This window comes from Caballeronia eucalypticola, assembly GCF_047608185.1.
In the GTDB taxonomy this organism is placed as follows: domain Bacteria; phylum Pseudomonadota; class Gammaproteobacteria; order Burkholderiales; family Burkholderiaceae; genus Caballeronia.
Genome location: NZ_JBLKRU010000052.1, coordinates 1 through 15,882 on the forward strand (window position 1 = coordinate 1; position 15,882 = coordinate 15,882).

General features: G+C 59.9%; 16 protein-coding genes. 13 read left to right on the plus strand and 3 right to left on the minus strand.

From position 1 onward, the window contains the following. Window positions 1–116: 116 nt before the first annotated feature. On the minus strand, window positions 117–443 hold the full coding sequence (locus tag ACMX25_RS34635) for a hypothetical protein (protein WP_414954395.1): 327 nt from the start codon (window positions 441–443) through the stop codon (window positions 117–119). On the opposite strand from ACMX25_RS34635, the gene ACMX25_RS34640 reads away from it, so the two are divergent. The 3 genes from ACMX25_RS34640 to ACMX25_RS34650 all read left to right on the plus strand — a co-directional run bounded on the left by ACMX25_RS34640 (window position 442) and on the right by ACMX25_RS34650 (window position 3,635). Further along, on the plus strand, window positions 442–1,689 hold the full coding sequence (locus ACMX25_RS34640) for an ISL3 family transposase (protein WP_414948675.1): 1,248 nt from the start codon (window positions 442–444) through the stop codon (window positions 1,687–1,689). The genes ACMX25_RS34635 and ACMX25_RS34640 overlap by 2 nt on opposite strands. Window positions 1,690–1,716: 27 nt before the next feature. Next, window positions 1,717–2,580 carry an SDR family oxidoreductase gene (locus ACMX25_RS34645; RefSeq protein ID WP_414954396.1) on the plus strand — a complete coding sequence of 288 codons (864 nt, stop codon included), beginning with the start codon at window positions 1,717–1,719 and terminating at the stop codon, window positions 2,578–2,580. Between the two features lie 89 nt (window positions 2,581–2,669). Further along, complete coding sequence (locus ACMX25_RS34650; protein WP_414954397.1) at window positions 2,670–3,635, plus strand: alpha/beta hydrolase; 966 nt, start codon at window positions 2,670–2,672, stop codon at window positions 3,633–3,635. A gap of 43 nt (window positions 3,636–3,678) precedes the next feature. On the opposite strand, the gene ACMX25_RS34655 is transcribed toward ACMX25_RS34650, so the two are convergent. Beyond that, window positions 3,679–4,509, minus strand: a complete 831-nt coding sequence (locus tag ACMX25_RS34655) for an NRDE family protein (protein ID WP_414954398.1) — start codon at window positions 4,507–4,509, stop codon at window positions 3,679–3,681. A gap of 21 nt (window positions 4,510–4,530) precedes the next feature. Further along, complete coding sequence (gene ygfZ, locus ACMX25_RS34660) at window positions 4,531–5,517, minus strand: CAF17-like 4Fe-4S cluster assembly/insertion protein YgfZ (RefSeq protein WP_414954399.1); 987 nt, start codon at window positions 5,515–5,517, stop codon at window positions 4,531–4,533. 61 nt (window positions 5,518–5,578) lie between these two features. Between ygfZ and mltG the strand changes: the two genes are divergently transcribed. The 10 genes from mltG (at window position 5,579) to ACMX25_RS34710 (ending at window position 15,823) form a co-directional block, all read left to right on the plus strand. Further along, window positions 5,579–6,595 (plus strand): endolytic transglycosylase MltG, encoded by a 1,017-nt coding sequence (gene mltG / locus ACMX25_RS34665; RefSeq protein WP_414954400.1) that lies wholly within the window; start codon window positions 5,579–5,581, stop codon window positions 6,593–6,595. Continuing rightward, entirely contained in the window at window positions 6,595–7,215 is a 621-nt protein-coding gene (gene tmk, locus ACMX25_RS34670; protein WP_414954433.1) for a dTMP kinase, read from the plus strand. Before mltG ends, tmk begins: the two co-directional genes overlap by 1 nt. A 213-nt stretch (window positions 7,216–7,428) precedes the next feature. Then, window positions 7,429–8,451: a DNA polymerase III subunit delta' gene (locus tag ACMX25_RS34675; protein ID WP_414954401.1), complete on the plus strand. Its 1,023-nt coding sequence runs from the start codon at window positions 7,429–7,431 to the stop codon at window positions 8,449–8,451. 34 nt (window positions 8,452–8,485) lie between these two features. Continuing rightward, complete coding sequence (locus ACMX25_RS34680) at window positions 8,486–8,983, plus strand: GNAT family N-acetyltransferase (RefSeq protein ID WP_414954402.1); 498 nt, start codon at window positions 8,486–8,488, stop codon at window positions 8,981–8,983. A 51-nt stretch (window positions 8,984–9,034) separates the two neighbouring features. Next, a complete protein-coding gene (locus ACMX25_RS34685) occupies window positions 9,035–9,832 on the plus strand; it encodes a TatD family hydrolase (RefSeq protein WP_414954403.1) in 798 nt (265 codons plus the stop codon). Between the two features lie 88 nt (window positions 9,833–9,920). Continuing rightward, window positions 9,921–10,679: an ankyrin repeat domain-containing protein gene (locus ACMX25_RS34690; protein ID WP_414954404.1), complete on the plus strand. Its 759-nt coding sequence runs from the start codon at window positions 9,921–9,923 to the stop codon at window positions 10,677–10,679. Window positions 10,680–10,899: 220 nt separating this feature from the next. Then, complete coding sequence (locus ACMX25_RS34695) at window positions 10,900–11,256, plus strand: Rap1a/Tai family immunity protein (protein ID WP_031359334.1); 357 nt, start codon at window positions 10,900–10,902, stop codon at window positions 11,254–11,256. Window positions 11,257–11,492: 236 nt separating this feature from the next. Beyond that, window positions 11,493–12,803: a mechanosensitive ion channel family protein gene (locus ACMX25_RS34700; protein WP_414954405.1), complete on the plus strand. Its 1,311-nt coding sequence runs from the start codon at window positions 11,493–11,495 to the stop codon at window positions 12,801–12,803. 268 nt (window positions 12,804–13,071) lie between these two features. Then, a complete protein-coding gene (otsA, locus tag ACMX25_RS34705) occupies window positions 13,072–14,490 on the plus strand; it encodes an alpha,alpha-trehalose-phosphate synthase (UDP-forming) (protein WP_414954406.1) in 1,419 nt (472 codons plus the stop codon). 265 nt (window positions 14,491–14,755) lie between these two features. Next, window positions 14,756–15,823 carry a glycosyltransferase family 4 protein gene (locus ACMX25_RS34710; protein ID WP_414954407.1) on the plus strand — a complete coding sequence of 356 codons (1,068 nt, stop codon included), beginning with the start codon at window positions 14,756–14,758 and terminating at the stop codon, window positions 15,821–15,823. Window positions 15,824–15,882 lie beyond the last annotated feature (59 nt).

Sequence of the window (15,882 nt, forward strand, 5' to 3'; positions counted from 1 at the left end):
TGTGGGTGAAATCGATGGATTCAGGCGGCGTTGAGGAAACGGCATAGCTTTCGGCAGGTGGCATCGAAGAGGCCTTGCTCGCGCTCAGAGCGGTCATCCAGGAGCGGGCCACCGTCTTACTCGTCGATATACCGTAACAGTATTGAGCGGGCGTCCAGCTTCCTGAGTTCGCGGTAAAGCTGCCGCTCTTCAACGAGACGACCACCGAGCATCCAGATGAAGTCCCGATGCTGGCGCAGGGTTTTCCGGCTGTAACCGCTGTCCAGAAGATGCAGGAGATACGGGGTGAATATCTTGACGAGATCCTGTCCGAACGGAATGTCCTGTTCCTCAAAGCTCCAGGACTTGGGCCAGTTTTGCAGGTCGGGAACGACTCGTTCAAGATCGCTTGATTCGGGTGTGACAATGGCGGTATTACCGACGATTTTTCGCTTGCTAGCCATGCTTTTGACCCGCTTGCTCAATTCCTGTCATCATTTCCGCGGTTTCGTTTATGAAGGGGCGCGGCTGTGCGAAAGGTCGCAGACCATTGAGATTGACGTGCGCCCACGTAAAGGATCCAAACCAGTTTGTTCGTGCTGCAACGAGCGCGCAAGCGGCTACGATACGCTCGGAGAACGTCGCTTCGAGTTCATCCCGATCTGGGGTTTTGCCGTCATCCTGCTGTATTCGATGCGTCGTGTCGATTGCCGTCAGTGCGGCGTAAAGGTTGAGACAGTACCGTGGGCCATCGGCAAGCATACGTTGACCAAGGCATACATGCTGTTTCTGGCCCAGTGGGCTCGTAAGCTGTCGTGCAAAGAAACCGCGCTGAGTTTCAGGACCAGTTGGGAGAAGGTCTTCAATGCCGTGGAATGGGTCGTCGACTGGGGGCTGAACCATCGTGAGCTCGGGACGATTCGCGCTTTCGGCGTTGACGAGATCCAGTATGGCCGAGGGCACCAGTACCTCACGCTCGTCTACCAGATCGAGGCCGGCTGCACGCGACTGCTCTGGGTCGGACAGGAACGTACTAAGGAAAGCTTCGCGAAGTTCTTTGACTTGATCGGCAAGCCGCTGTGCGAGAGGGTCGAATTCGTGTGTTCCGACATGTGGAAGCCCTATCTCGAAATGATTGCGCGTCATTGCCCGAACGCCCTGAACATCCTCGACCGTTTCCACATCGTTGCCAAGATGAACAAAGCGATCGATGAGGTGCGAGCCGATGAGGCCCGGCGCATGACGCGTGATGGCTATGAGCCTGTTCTCAAAAAATCCCGCTGGTGCCTGCTCGCGCGACGCGAGAACCTTACTAGCAAACAACGTGTTCGCCTGCGTGAGCTGCTCCAGTACAACTTACGTAGCGTACGTGCCTATCTGCTCAAAGAAGAATTCCAGCAACTCTGGGACTACATCTCTCCTGTCTGGGCGGGCAAGTTCCTCGACCAGTGGTGCAAGCAGGTGATGCGCTCACGCATCGAGCCGATGAAGAAGTTTGCCTGGACCGTGCGCTCGCACCGAGAGCTGATCCTCAACTACTTCCGTGCCAGAAAGCAATTCTCCAGCGGCGTCATCGAGGGGCTGAACAACAAGGCCAAAGTCACTATGAGAAAAGCGTACGGCTTCCGAACCTTCCGAGCCACAGAAATCGCGCTCTATCATGCACTTGGCAAGCTTCCCGAGCCTCCATCCACCCACACTTTTTACTGACGAACCAGAAAAAAGAAAGGAGACAGCGTGGATCAGCTCGACGGCAAAGTGGCCGTAATCACGGGTGCCGGCAGCGGCTTCGGCCGCGAGTTCGCACTGAAGGGCGCGGCGCTGGGCATGAAGCTCGTGCTCGCTGATGTCGATGTAAAAGGCCTCGTCGAAACCGTCGAGATGGCGCGCGGTTTGGGCGTCGAAGCGCTCGGCGTGCCGACTGATGTCTCCGATGCAGCGCAAGTCGATGCGCTCGCTCGGGCGACTATCGATACCTACGGCGCCGTGCATCTGCTCTTCAACAACGCAGGTGTTGGTACAGGTGGCTTTGTCTGGGAAAACAGCGCGAACGACTGGGCGTGGGTGTTTGGCGTCAACGTGATGGGCGTAGCGAACGGCGTGCGCGCGTTCACGCCGTTGATGCTCGCGCAGCAAGAGCCGGCGCATATTGTCAACACGGCGTCGGTGGCGGGCTTGCTGTCGGCGCCGGGAATGGGCGTCTATAACGCATCGAAGCACGCGGTCGTCGCGTTGACGGAAACGCTGTATCACGACTTGAAGATCACTGGTGGCCAGGTCGATTGTTCCTTGCTTTGCCCGGCATTCGTGCCAACGGGCATTGCGAACGCCGAGCGCGCGCGGCCGGAGGGTTTGCGCAATGATCAGCCTGTCACGACCTCCCAGCGCATGGCCTCCAGGCAGCTCACGAAGGCGGTGGAGAGCGGGAAGCTGAACGCGAAACAGGTGGCGGAACTGACCTTCGATGCAGTTCGCGAACGGCGGTTTTACGTGCTGACGCATCCGAAGATTCTGGCCTCGGTGCAACTGCGTTTCGATGACGTCGCGCAGCGGCGCAATCCGACCGATCCGTTGTCGTTGAAGCCGGAGGTGAAGGGGTAGGGTGCGAGGTTAGCGAACCAAATCGCATCGAATTCGCGGTGCCATGTCATCATTGCGGACTTCCAACGCTCGCAAATTCCCTGCTCCCCATGCCGCTGAATCCGACCATTGCACAGGTCCTTGAACTCATCGCGAAGGCCAAGCGGCCGCCGTTCCACACGCTTTCAGCTTCTGCCGCGCGCGCGTCCTACGAACGCAGCGCGCTGATTCTCGACATCGCGCCGGCCGCGATGTTCGACGTCCACGAGCTCACGATACCCACGCGCGATCAAGCGTCCATCCGTGCCCGCCTATATCACCCGGTCGAACCGAACTGGGCCGCCCCAACACCCATGCTGGTCTACTTTCACGGCGGTGGTTTTGTGATCGGCAGTATCGATACCCACGACTCCCTCTGCCGGCGCCTCGCCGCCGATTCAGGCTGCGCGGTGGCGTCGGTCGATTACCGGCTCGCGCCCGAGCATAAATTTCCAACCGCCGTGCACGATGCCTTCGACGCCCTCACGTGGCTTCACGCGCAAGCCGCGTCGCTGGGACTCGACGGCACGCGCTTCGCGGTTGGCGGCGACAGCGCGGGCGGCACGCTCGCCACGGTGTGCGCATTGCTCGCACGCGATGCCGGCATCCCGCTGCTCCTGCAACTGCTAATCTATCCCGGCGTCAGCGCGCGGCAGGACACGCCATCGTATGCGCGATTTGCCGAGGGATTCGTGTTGTCGGCGAAGACGGTCCAGTGGTTCTTCGCGCAGTATCTTCGTGACGATAAAGATCGCGACGACTGGCGTTTCGCTCCACTGGATGCGCGCGGGTCGGTGCCTGATTTCACCGGCGTTGCCCCTGCATGGATCGCCGCGGCGGATCACGATCCCCTCTTCGACGAAGACATTGCGTACGCGGCCAAGCTTGAAAAAGCGGACGTCCCGGTTGAACTGATCCGCTATGAAGGCATGACGCACGAGTTCTTCAAGATGGGCGGTTTTGTGCCAGAAGTGGCGAAAGCGCATGCGGACGCAGCAGATGCATTGCGTCGACATATGAACGTCGCAGAGGGATAAGAACCGGCGTCGAAAACTTTACGCGCACAAAGTTTCGGTTGCCTTAGGCAACTCGCACAATCGTGAACGCATCGCTTCGTTCGAACGTGCCGGGGCGGCTGATCTGATGTGAACCATCGTCGTCGCTGAGTTCCTTGATTTGCAGCGTCAGGACACCATCGACCGCCGTTACCCGCAAGGCCGTCGTACTGCGCGTGCCGTATCCCTCGGACTCGATAAAAGCCGCCGACAACACCCGCTCGCGCTCAAGCGAGAGTCCGGTAGACGGCAGCAGATGATCATCTGCGAGTTGGGGATTGCGCATGGTCTCGATCAGGCTATCGAGCGACGGCTGTTCATCGACGTGAAGCAGATCGCGCAATGCGTCGCGTTGCGCGACGAGCTTCGGCCAGGGTGTGTCGAGCAGACTATTCGACAACCCGTGAATGCCGGGGTCAAGCAGCGAAGGCGGGGCATCGGCACGATTGCCGTACCACGCAAGTTCGCGCCGCGTGAAGTCGCCCACAACCAGATTGAAGCCGTTGTACCTATGCCCATCGCGGGCGACCGCATCCAGATAAGCCATCGGCGCGACCGGTGTTCCAAGCAAAAAGTCACTGACCAGCGTACCGCGAGTCGGCGCATTGGGCTTCATTTCCGCCGGCGCCCGATAGTTCGTCAACGCGGCAAAACGGCCATCGCGCGTGACGCCGAGCCACGTTCCGCCGCCGGTCAGATCGCGTCCGGCGAGGACCTCCGGCGCGTTGTCCCACCAGTGCAAGGGCTCGGTTTCACGATGAAAAAACTCATCGCGATTGGCCGCGAGCGTGAGCAACGGGCGCTCAGCGTCAGACGCGGTCGCGTCCGGTTGCCAGTCGAAGACAATCAGGCACATGAGCGAACCGTCCGCAATAAATCAGACTTCAGTTGGCAATGTATAGGGCAACGGAGAGAACTTTAACGCGGGCCCCTCCGCCGAACCCACGTGCACGGAACCCTGTTCAAGCGCCGCGAGCTTGATTTCAACAAGCGCGTCGACGCCGCCATTAGGCGCAGGCGCCACGTTGACCACGAGGCCGCATGGCTGGCCGGGGTCATCGGAGTGGAATAGTTCGTCGCCAGGCTTGGCCGTTTCGGCGTAGGCCAGCGACGTGCGCCGCTTGATCGTGCCGCGATATTGGCTGCGCGCGACCACTTCCTGCCCGGGATAACACCCCTTCTTGAAGTTGACGCCGCCGAGGACGTCGAAATTGACCATCTGCGGGACGAATTGCTCGGACGTCGGCTGCGTAATGCGCGGTTCGCCCGCGTGAATGTCAAGCCAGTCCCATAACTCGGCCGGAGCGCGCGTGAGCTGCTTTTCGATATCGGCGAGGCGCGCTTCGACTTCGGCCTTCGGGCCAACCCACAGGAAACGCGGCCGGCCGGCGGCATCGGGAACGCGAATCAGCGAGCCGAGCGGACCGTCCACTTTCACATGCACGCCGTCGGGCATGGCGTCGAAGAGATGGGACAGCGTCTTGCGCACATCGCCGGCAAAACCCACGGCGGCGAGCGACGGCGTGGCATCGACGAGCTTCGCTTTCGCGCGCATCACGAACATCGACAAGCGTTTTTGCACCGATGCCTGGATGTCGGCGGCGAGCATCAGACGCACGGCTTCACCACATCGCCACATTAAAAACGACGCCAGCAAGCGGCCCTTCGGCGAGCAATAACCGGCGAGACGCGCACTCGATGCGTCCAGATGCTGGACGTCGCTCGTCAGTTGCGTGTGAAGAAAAGCAGCGGCGTCGTCGCCGGTGGTATCGATAATCCCGAACTGCGTCAGCGGCACGAATACGCCGGCGTGGAGGACAGCGTCGAAGGGGGAGGAAAGCGATGAGGCGGTCGAAGAATTCATGGACCTGACTTGGGCGATGGCGAACTTGTATTATATGGGTCTTACTTAGAGCGTGTTTCGCATGTCCCTTTTGAAGAAATGTTTGACCGTGGCTGTCGTCGCGGTCGTGGTTGCCGGTGCACTCGTTGGGGGCATGTTCAAGTGGGCGAATAGCCCGGTCGAGCTGACCTCACCCGAACTCGACATCACCATCAAATCCCATAGCACCTTACGCAGCGTGGCCCTCCAGCTGGACCGCGGCGGGGCGCACGTCCAGCAGCAGTTGTTCGTGCTGATGACGCGCGCGCTTGGTCTTTCGTCGCAGCTCAAGTCCGGTAATTACGCATTCAAGGAGGGCATCACGCCCTACGAGATGCTGCAGAAAATAGCCCGCGGCGACGTCAATGAATACGTGGCCACGGTGATCGAAGGGTGGACGTTCCAGAAAATGCGCAATGAACTGGACGGCAATCCGGCGCTGCAGCACGACACGGCCGGCATGACCGATACCGATTTGCTCAAGGCCATCGGCGCGCCGGACGCCGTGATTGCGCGGGCGAGCGCGGAGGGCCTGTTCTTCCCCGACACCTATCTCTTCGACAAAGGCACGAGCGACATCGCCGTCTACAAACGGGCGTACAAGCTGATGCAGCAACGTCTCGACGAAGCCTGGGCTACCCGTGCGCAGAATTTGCCGTACAAGACGCCTTACGACGCGCTGATCATGGCGTCGATAGTCGAAAAGGAAACGGGGCGCGCCGCCGACCGGCCGCTGGTCGCCGCCGTGTTCACGAACCGGCTGCGCATTGGCATGCCGCTGCAAACGGACCCCTCGGTGATCTACGGGCTCGGTTCGGCCTACGCTGGCCGGTTGCGTAAAAAAGACCTGCAAACCGACACTCCGTACAATACCTACACGCGCATGGGCCTTCCGCCCGGTCCGATCGCGCTGCCGGGCGTGGCGGCCCTCGCGGCGACGGTCAATCCTGCATCGAGCACGGCACTGTATTTTGTGTCGCGCGGCGACGGCAGCAGCTTCTTTTCAGACAATCTCGGCGACCACAATCGGGCCGTCGACAAGTACATTCGGGGACAATGATGGTGCGCGGCAAATTCATCACGTTTGAAGGCATCGACGGCGCGGGTAAGACGACGCACCTCGCGTGGTTTCGTCAGCGCCTGGAGGACAAGATTGCCGCCACGGGCCGCTCGGTCGTGGTCACGCGGGAGCCCGGCGGTACGACGCTGGGCGAAAGCCTGCGAGACCTGCTGCTCAACCAGCCGATGGACCTCGAAACCGAAGCATTGCTGATGTTTGCCGCACGCCGGGAACATCTGGCGCAAATTATTGAACCGGCGCTGGCCCGGGGCGACTGGGTTTTGTCGGACCGTTTCTCCGATGCCACCTTCGCGTATCAAGGCGGTGGGCGCGGTTTGCCGCGTGACAAGCTGGAAGCGCTCGAGCGCTGGGTGCAGGGCGGTTTTCAGCCGGACCTGACGGTGCTCTTTGACGTGCCGACGAACGTAGCCAGCGAACGGCGCGGCGCGGTTCGCTCACCGGACAAGTTCGAAAGCGAATCGGATTCGTTTTTCGGCCGCACGCGGGCTGAGTATTTGCGCCGGGCCGCGGAATCGCCGGAGCGATTTGTGATAATCGACGCAACGCATTCGATCGCCAATATTCAGAAACAACTTGAAGCAGTGATCACAAATATTTGATTTATCTATGAAATTAGAATCAAGAATTTACTTTAAGTCGCGCTGGGTGGCGGTTCTGGCCGCTGACGTTCATCGATCCCGCATCAGCTTAATAGTCGAAAAAGCTTCAATTATTGTCAATAACCAGTTGAATTTATTGAACTTTGCCGCTTACCTAAAGTAAATTAAGACTCGCAAGATTGCTTCGCAACCACCTGATCCAAAAGACTTTTCATGATCTATCCGTGGCAAACCGATGACTGGACCCGTCTTGAACAACTGCGTGCAAGCTGGCCGCACGCGTTGCTCCTGCACGGTCGCGCGGGCATCGGTAAATTGCAGTTCGCCCAGCATCTTGCCCAGAGCCTGCTCTGCGAAACCCCGACCGAGACTCGTGAACCGTGCGGCAAGTGCGTCGCCTGCCTGTGGTTCAGCCAGGGCAACCATCCCGACTATCGCGCGGTGTTGCCGGAAGCGCTCGCCGGGGAATTGATCAGTGACGACAAGGCCGATAAAGCAGACGAGGACGGCAAGAAAACGAAGGTGCTGAGCAAGGAGATCAAGATCGATCAAGTGCTCGGGCTGATGAATTTCTTCAGCCTCGGCTCGCACCGCGGCGGTTTGCGTGTCGTCCTGGTATATCCGGCTGAATCGATCAACGTGTTTGCCGCAAACGCCTTGCTCAAGACGCTGGAAGAACCGCCTGCGGGCGTGGTGTTCATCCTCGTCACGGCGCGCATAGACCGCTTGCTGCCAACCATCATCAGCCGATGCCGCCAGTGGCCAATGACCCTTCCGGCCACCGAGCCGGCCGTTGCGTGGCTCGCCCAACAGGGCGTGGAGCGTCCCGCAGCCGTGCTGGCGGAAGCGGGCGGCGCACCACTGACCGCGCTGGCGCTCGCCTCCGATGAAAACCGCGCGCTGCGTGATTTCGCGCTGGCGCAACTGGCTGCAGGCCCCGCTTGCGACGCGTTCGCGTGCGGAGAAAGCCTTCAAAAACTGCCCGTGCCCATGGTGCTCGGCTGGCTGCAGCGCTGGCTTTACGACTTGCTCGCGCAGAAAGCGGCAGGACGTCCGCGCTACTTTCCGGGGGCATCGAAGGCGCTAGAACGCTGCGCCGCGCAGATCGATACCGAGCGTTTCACCCGCTTTCAAAAGACGGTGACACGTCAGCGCGCGGTGGAAAATCATCCGCTGAATGCGCGGCTGGTGTTCGAAGAACTGTTCCTCGGCTATCGCGACATGTTCTCCGCCTGACCAACGATTCACTCTTTTTCCATACGACCGCACTATGAACCTCAGCTTCCGCGACGCTACGCTCGACGATCTTCCCGGCATCGTGGCCATCTACAATTCCACGGTGCCTTCGCGCCTTGTCACCGCCGACCTGGAACCGGTCACAGTCGACAGCCGGCTCGCATGGTTTCATGCGCATGGCCCGAAAGCGCGCCCGCTATGGGTGGTTGAAGAAAATGGCGGGATCATCGCGTGGCTGAGTTTCTCCGACTTCTACGGCCGTCCGGCTTATCTGCGAACGGCTGAGGTCAGCATCTATCTCGCCGAAAGCGCGCGTGGCAAGGGACTCGGCAAGCAATTGCTGCAAGTGGCGTTGGAACGTGCGCCGGCGTTGGGTATCGACACGCTGCTGGGCTTTATCTTTGGCCACAACGAAGCCAGTCTGCGCCTGTTCCAGCGCTTCGAATTCGAAACGTGGGGCACGCTGCCGCGCGTCGCCGTGCTTGACGGCGTTGAGAGAGACCTCGTGATCCTCGGGCGGCGGCTAGGCTGATCCGCTATCTAAATCTAGAACGCAACCCCATCCCGCTTTAACGGAATCTCCATGTTCGTCGATTCGCATTGCCACATCAATTTCGAGGGCCTGGCCGATCGTCTGCCCGAAGTGCTCGGGAAAATGCGCGAGCTGAAGGTGACGCATGCGCTGTGCGTCTCGGTTGATCTGGAAACGCTGCCGTCGGTGTTGAAGATCGCCGAGGAGAACGAGCATATCTACGCATCGGTTGGCGTGCATCCGGACCACGAAGACGCGCAAGAACCGAGCGTGGCGGAACTCGTGGAACTGGCGCGGCATCCGAAAGTGGTGGCTATCGGCGAAACGGGATTGGACTATTACCGCCTGGAAGGACGCAGCATCGCCGATATGGAATGGCAGCGCGAACGCTTCCGCACGCATATTCGCGCGGCGCACGCCACCGCCAAGCCGCTGATCATTCACACGCGTTCGTCGTGGGAAGACACGCTGCGCATCATGGCCGAGGAACGTGCAAGCGTGCCGGGCGGCGTGATGCATTGCTTCACGGAACCGTGGCATGTCGCCGAGGCGGCGCTCGCCCAGGACTTTTACATTTCGCTGTCGGGCATTGTCACGTTCAAGAGCGCGAAGGACGTGCAGGACGTCGCGCAGCGCGTGCCGCTCGAGCGTTTGCTGATTGAAACGGACTCGCCGTATCTGGCGCCGGTGCCGTATCGCGGGAAATCGAATGAACCTGCGTACGTAAGTTATGTCGGACGCTTCATCGCGCAATTGCGTGAGATGCCCGAAGACGCGCTGGCGGCAGCCACCACGCGCAATTTTTTCGAGCTGTTCAAGATCCCGCAGCCGCAGTCAGTCGAACACTGAACGCCGCGACGGTTTTTCGATCGCTTGCCTGGCAGATTCATTATTCGTGATTAGAACGCCAAGTCATTAAGTAATCCCCAAGGAACACATGCTTACATCTTCGACGGTTTCCTCTTCGACTTATTCGTCCCCCTTCACGCGCAAGACTTGGCGAACCCTGGTGACGGGGCTTGTGCTGACGGCCGCGGCCATTGCGCAACCGGCGTTCGCCACGCCGGCTGATTCCATGATCAAGGCCGTAAAGTTCGACGACATTTCTGCCGTTAAAAAGCTGTTGTCACAGGGCGTGGATCCTAATCTCGTTGATAACACCGGCACGCCGCTGCTCGTGATCGCGGCAAGGGAAAAGTCGGACAAGGTAGGCCAACTGCTCGCCGATAACCCGAACATCGACCTCGAAAAGCTCGATCCCGCTGGCGAAAACGCAATGATGCTGGCCGCGCTCAACGACGACCTTACGTTCGTGAACCTGCTGATCGCGAAAGACGCGGAAGTGAACAAGAAGGGCTGGACGCCGCTGCATTACGCCGCAACCAACGGTCATGACGACGTGGTCAAGGTGCTGCTCGATCATTCGGCTTACATCGACTCGGGTTCGCCCAACGGCACGACCCCGCTGATGATGGCGGCGCGCGGCGGCCATTTGTCGACGGTCAAGCTGTTGCTCGATGAAGGCGCTGATCTCCGGGTGAAGAACCAGATTGGCATGACGGCGGTGGACTTCGCCAATCAGTATCATGAGAAAGATGTGGCGGAAGGGCTGGCGGCACGGCTGGCATCGATGCAAAACCAGGGCGCAGCGGGCGCGTCCGGAGCACCGCAAAGCGGCGCAAACAGTGCAAAATGACGCTCTCGCGGACGAGTGCCTGACTTTGGTTTTGACTAATGACCGGTAACAGGTCCCGGCCGCGTGATACGAGGACGGAATATACGAGGAACAGCGGGTGTAATCCGGAACTGATAACCGGGTGCGCTCGCTGAAAAGACGGGTTTGGGCCTTCAAGACAGGATGTTTTCACCTGCGCATCCCGGCCGGCCCGCAACCGCCAACATAAGAAAGGACCATCATGCAGCGGGTTTTTGTCATGGCCAGTGTGCTCGCGTTTCCGCTTAGCGCGGCCGCGTTCACAGGCAACGATCTGAACATGCTTTGTACCAAGACGGACACGGCCTCACGCAGCGCATGTGCGGCTTATATAGAAGGCGCTGCTGACGGCATCTACAACACCATCGAAGCTATTGGCGGTACATCGGGACCGCAAATTGGCCAGTATTTTTGCCTGCCAGTCGATGTCAAACCGCAGGAACTGACGGACGCGGTACGCAAGTTCATCGCCGACAACCCCACGCGCGGCAACTTCAACGCCACGACCATGGTGTCGCTCGGGCTCGGCAAGGCTTTCCCCTGCAAAGCTGAAAAGTAAGCCGGCATTTGCATTAACCGGCTGATCCAGACCTGCCGGCCCAGCATATGCTGCAATGCAATAGAATAGTCATCTCATCACGCGGCTGACGGGTCAAACCGGCCAGCCGCGGGTGTCACTGAAGTCACTAACGTCACTGCGCTCCAGATGTCCCATGCGTGCGCGGACGCAATCGGGTTTTGCACATTCCCGTCGTATCCCCGATATCACCCCCCAAGGCTGATCCCACGACGACGATGATCTCTCTCGCTTCCTTCGACTTCGACTCCTTCGAGCGAATCGCTTCCGCTCCGCTCAGCACCTGGCCCGGCACGCTGGTCGTGGCGGCGCTTTCCGTGCTGTTTGCCATCGGCGTGCATCGTGTGGGCGCTCGTATTCTGGCGCGCATCGCGCGGCCGTACCCGTTGATGAGCGTGGTATTGCGTTTCATCGATAAACCCGCGCTCGCGCTGCTGATCATTCTCGGCCTGGGTTTCGTGCTGGTCGAAGCCCCCGATGCGCTCCCGTTCGCCGCCGCGCTGCGCGACCTGCTGACCGTGCTGCTGATCGTCTCGCTGACATGGCTTGCCGTGCGTTCAGTGGGCGCGGTGGCCGAAGCGCTGGTGCAGGCCCATCCGCTCGATAGCCAGGACAACCTGCAGGCGCGCCGCATCCACACACAGGCGCGTGTGCTGGCGCGTTCGGTGATGGTGGTGATCGTGATCATCGGCTTCGGCGGTGCGTTGATGACGTTTCCCGCCGTGCGGCAGGTCGGCGCGAGCTTGCTGGCGTCGGCGGGCGTCGCCGGGCTGGTCGCCGGTATTGCCGCGCGGCCGGTGCTGGGCAACCTGATCGCCGGATTGCAAATTGCGTTGTCGCAACCCATCCGGCTGGACGATGTCGTGGTAATCCAAGGCGAATGGGGCCGCGTCGAGGAGATCACCGGCACGTATGTGTCCGTCCGGATCTGGGACCAGCGGCGCCTGATCGTGCCGCTGCAATGGTTTATCGAGAATCCGTTCACCAACTGGACGCGCAACAGTTCGCAGATCATTGGCACGGTATTTTTCTTTGTCGATTACCGCATGCCGCTCGCCCCGCTGCGCGAAGAACTCGAGCGGATTTTGCAAAGCGCGCCGGAGTGGGATGAGCGTGTGCAGGTGCTTCAAGTCACCGATGCCACCGAAAAGTCGATGCAGCTTCGCGTGCTCGTCAGCTCGTTCGATTCCGGCTTGAACTGGGATCTTCGATGCCGGGTCCGCGAAGGCCTGCTGAACTTCATGCAATCGTCGTATCCGCAGTTCCTGCCGCGGACGCGCGCGGATATATCGCCGGAAGGGGAGCACGTCGATTTTGTGCCGCCGCTCGAACGTAGTCTCGCGGATGGCACGAACGGTGCAGCCGGAACGATCAGGCCGCCGGTGCACCGCGGGACGGCCAATACGGAAGCCGATCCGGTGGCGAGCCGGGGAGAGCGGAACGGCCCGGACGCATCGGCGAATTCCGCAGCGAGCACCGCGCCGAGCGCTCCTGGAGGTGGCGCAACCAATCCCGCTGGGCGGCGCTAAGGCGAGGTCATCTCCATGAGGTTGCCGACGGGCTCACAGTAAGCGACAGTGAAGGGCCACGAAGCCAAGCCATTGAAGCCATGCGATGAAGCACGGGTGACGCATCGGTAAACGCGTCAATGAAATTGAACTGACGCTCACGCCCGGAGCCGAACGAAGATCGTCGGCGAAAAACAAAATGGCCGCGACGCTCGCATAGCGCTCATTGATGCGGCCATGAAAACAATACACACACCTTGAAACAGAATCGCAAAAAAGGAAGCCAGTAATGACCCGCCTAGTCGTTGTATCGAACCGAGTAGCCTCTCCGACAGAAACCAAAGGCTCGGCCGGCGGACTCGCCGTGGGCGTCTTCGGCGCGCTGAAGGACAGCGGCGGTGTCTGGTTCGGCTGGAGCGGCGACGTAGTCAGCGACACCGTCGCGAACCAGGGACCGAAACTCGAACAGGACGGCGCGGTCACGTTTGCCACCGTGGGCTTGCCGAAGAAGGACTACGACCAGTATTACCGCGGGTTTTCGAACGCGACCTTATGGCCCGTCTTCCATTATCGGAACGACCTGGCCGTCTACGATCGCGACGAATACGCGGGATACAGGCGAGTCAATTCGTGGCTCGCCCATCGCGCCATCAAGCTGCTGCAACCCGACGATGTGATCTGGGTCCACGACTATCACCTGATCCCCTTTGGAGAAGCGCTGCGTTCGGAAGGCGTGACCAACCGGATGGGCTTTTTCCTGCATATCCCGTTTCCGTCGCCACAAATCCTGCTCAACATTCCGCCGCACGAGGAACTGGTCAAGTCGCTGTGCTGCTACGACGTCGTGGGTTTCCAGACGCCCGGCGACCAGGCTGCTTTCCACGATTACATCATCCGTCACGCACATGGAACCGCCACGGCCGATGGTGAAGTGGAGGCGTTCGGACGCAAGCTGAAAACAGGCGTGTACCGCATCGGCGTCTTCCCGGACGAAATCGCCGAACAAGCCACGCGTGGCGAAGCACGCCAGGACGTGATGGACCTGAAACAAAGCCTGGAAGGCCGCAAGCTCATCATGAGTGTGGATCGGCTGGACTATTCGAAAGGGCTGGTCGAGCGCTTCAAGGCGTTCGAGCATTTCCTCGAAAAATCGCCGGAATGGCGGGGCAATGTCACGCTGGTCCAGATCGCACCGCCCACGCGTTCAGACGTGGATACCTATCAGCAAATCCGCCATAACCTGGAATACGAAGCAGGACGTATCAACGGCCGTTATTCGGGCCTCGACTACACGCCGATCCGCTACATGAACCAGCGTTATGACCGGTGGAAGCTGATGTCGCTGTTTCGCGAGTCGCAGATCGGGCTGGTTACGCCGTTGCGCGACGGCATGAACCTAGTCGCGAAGGAGTATGTCGCAGCGCAAAATCCGGACGATCCCGGCGTGCTCGTACTGTCCCAGTTCGCCGGCGCCGCCGATGAAATGAAGGGCGCGTTGATGGTGAATCCGCACGATATAGTCGGCATGAGCGAGGCGATTGGTCGGGCACTTTCCATGCCGCTTGCCGAACGCCGCGAGCGCTACGAAACCAACATGGTGATGCTCCGCAAATACGACCTAGGGGTCTGGCGCGACTCGTTTCTCGGTGACCTGCGTGGCGTGAATCTGAACCAACCGGCGAGCAAACGTCCGGGGAGCAACAAATAACAACAGATTCAGCGCCGATGTAAAACATTACTTAAAAGCGGGATATCGGCCTGAAAACCGCGCTAATTCGACAATATTCGAGTGTTTCGCGACTGTAACAGGGTCGTGAAAGTGAAAGTTTTGCCAACTTTTAGGCTCCCACAGCCAATAATACGGTGTCGTTCTTGTGCGCCCAGTTTTGCGCGCGAGGACGTCCGGCGCCCGTGCCGATCAATATCACCGACTAAACATCACGGCGACGTAAGACCGAGTGGAGACGCGAATAATGAGAATTGCACAAATAGCACCGTTGACCGAATCAGTGCCGCCCAAGCTGTATGGCGGTACTGAGCGGGTTGTTTCATATATCACCGAGGCGCTGGTAGAGCTCGGGCATGACGTGACCTTGTTCGCTTCAGGCGACTCGCAAACCAAGGCGAAACTGGAAGCCGTGTGGCCACGCGCGTTGCGCCTGGACCCAGCTATCCGCGACCGGATTGCCCCGCACATGCTGCTGATGGAAATGGTGCGGCGCCGCGCTGACGAATTCGACGTGCTGCATTTTCACATGGATTACTACTCGTTCTCGCTGTTCAAACGCCAGGACACGCCGTTCGTGACCACGTTGCATGGCCGGCTTGATTTGCCGGAACAGCAGCCAATCTTCAACACGTTCAACACCGCGCCGGTCATCTCCATTTCGGACGCGCAACGTCATCCGTTGCCGCAGGCCAAATGGCTGACGACCGTGTATCACGGGCTACCGGAAAAACGCTACATGCCGCAGCCGGTCGAGCAAACTCACCTGGCGTTCCTTGGGCGGATATCGCCGGAAAAACGCGTCGATACCGCCATCCGGATTGCCGGCCGTTGCGGCATGAAGATCAAGATCGCGGCGAAGGTAGACGCCGCCGACCGCGAGTACTACGAACGCGAGATCGCGCCGCTGATGGAGTTGCCGTATGTTGAATTCATCGGTGAAATCGCCGATGACCAGAAGGCCGATTTCCTTTCCGGCGCCCACGCGTTGCTGTTCCCGATCGATTGGCCGGAACCCTTCGGACTGGTGATGATCGAGTCGATGGCATGCGGCACGCCAGTGATCGCGTTTAATCGCGGCTCGGTGCCGGAAGTGCTGGAAGAGGGCGTGACGGGGTTTATCGTCGAGGATGAGATTGGTGCCGTGGCGGCCGTGAACCGTCTGCATACCGTGTCGCGCCAAGGTGTGCGCAAGCGCTTCGAGGAACGCTTCACGTCGCATCGCATGGCGCAGCAATACGTTGATGCTTATCAAGCGGTCGTGCGCGCGCAAAAGCGTTCACGCCTCAAGCTGATCGATAGCGCAACCAGCTAAACGGCAGCAGCGCTCTACGCTACAAAGCGAAAAAGAAAACCGCCGCGCAGCACGACCTT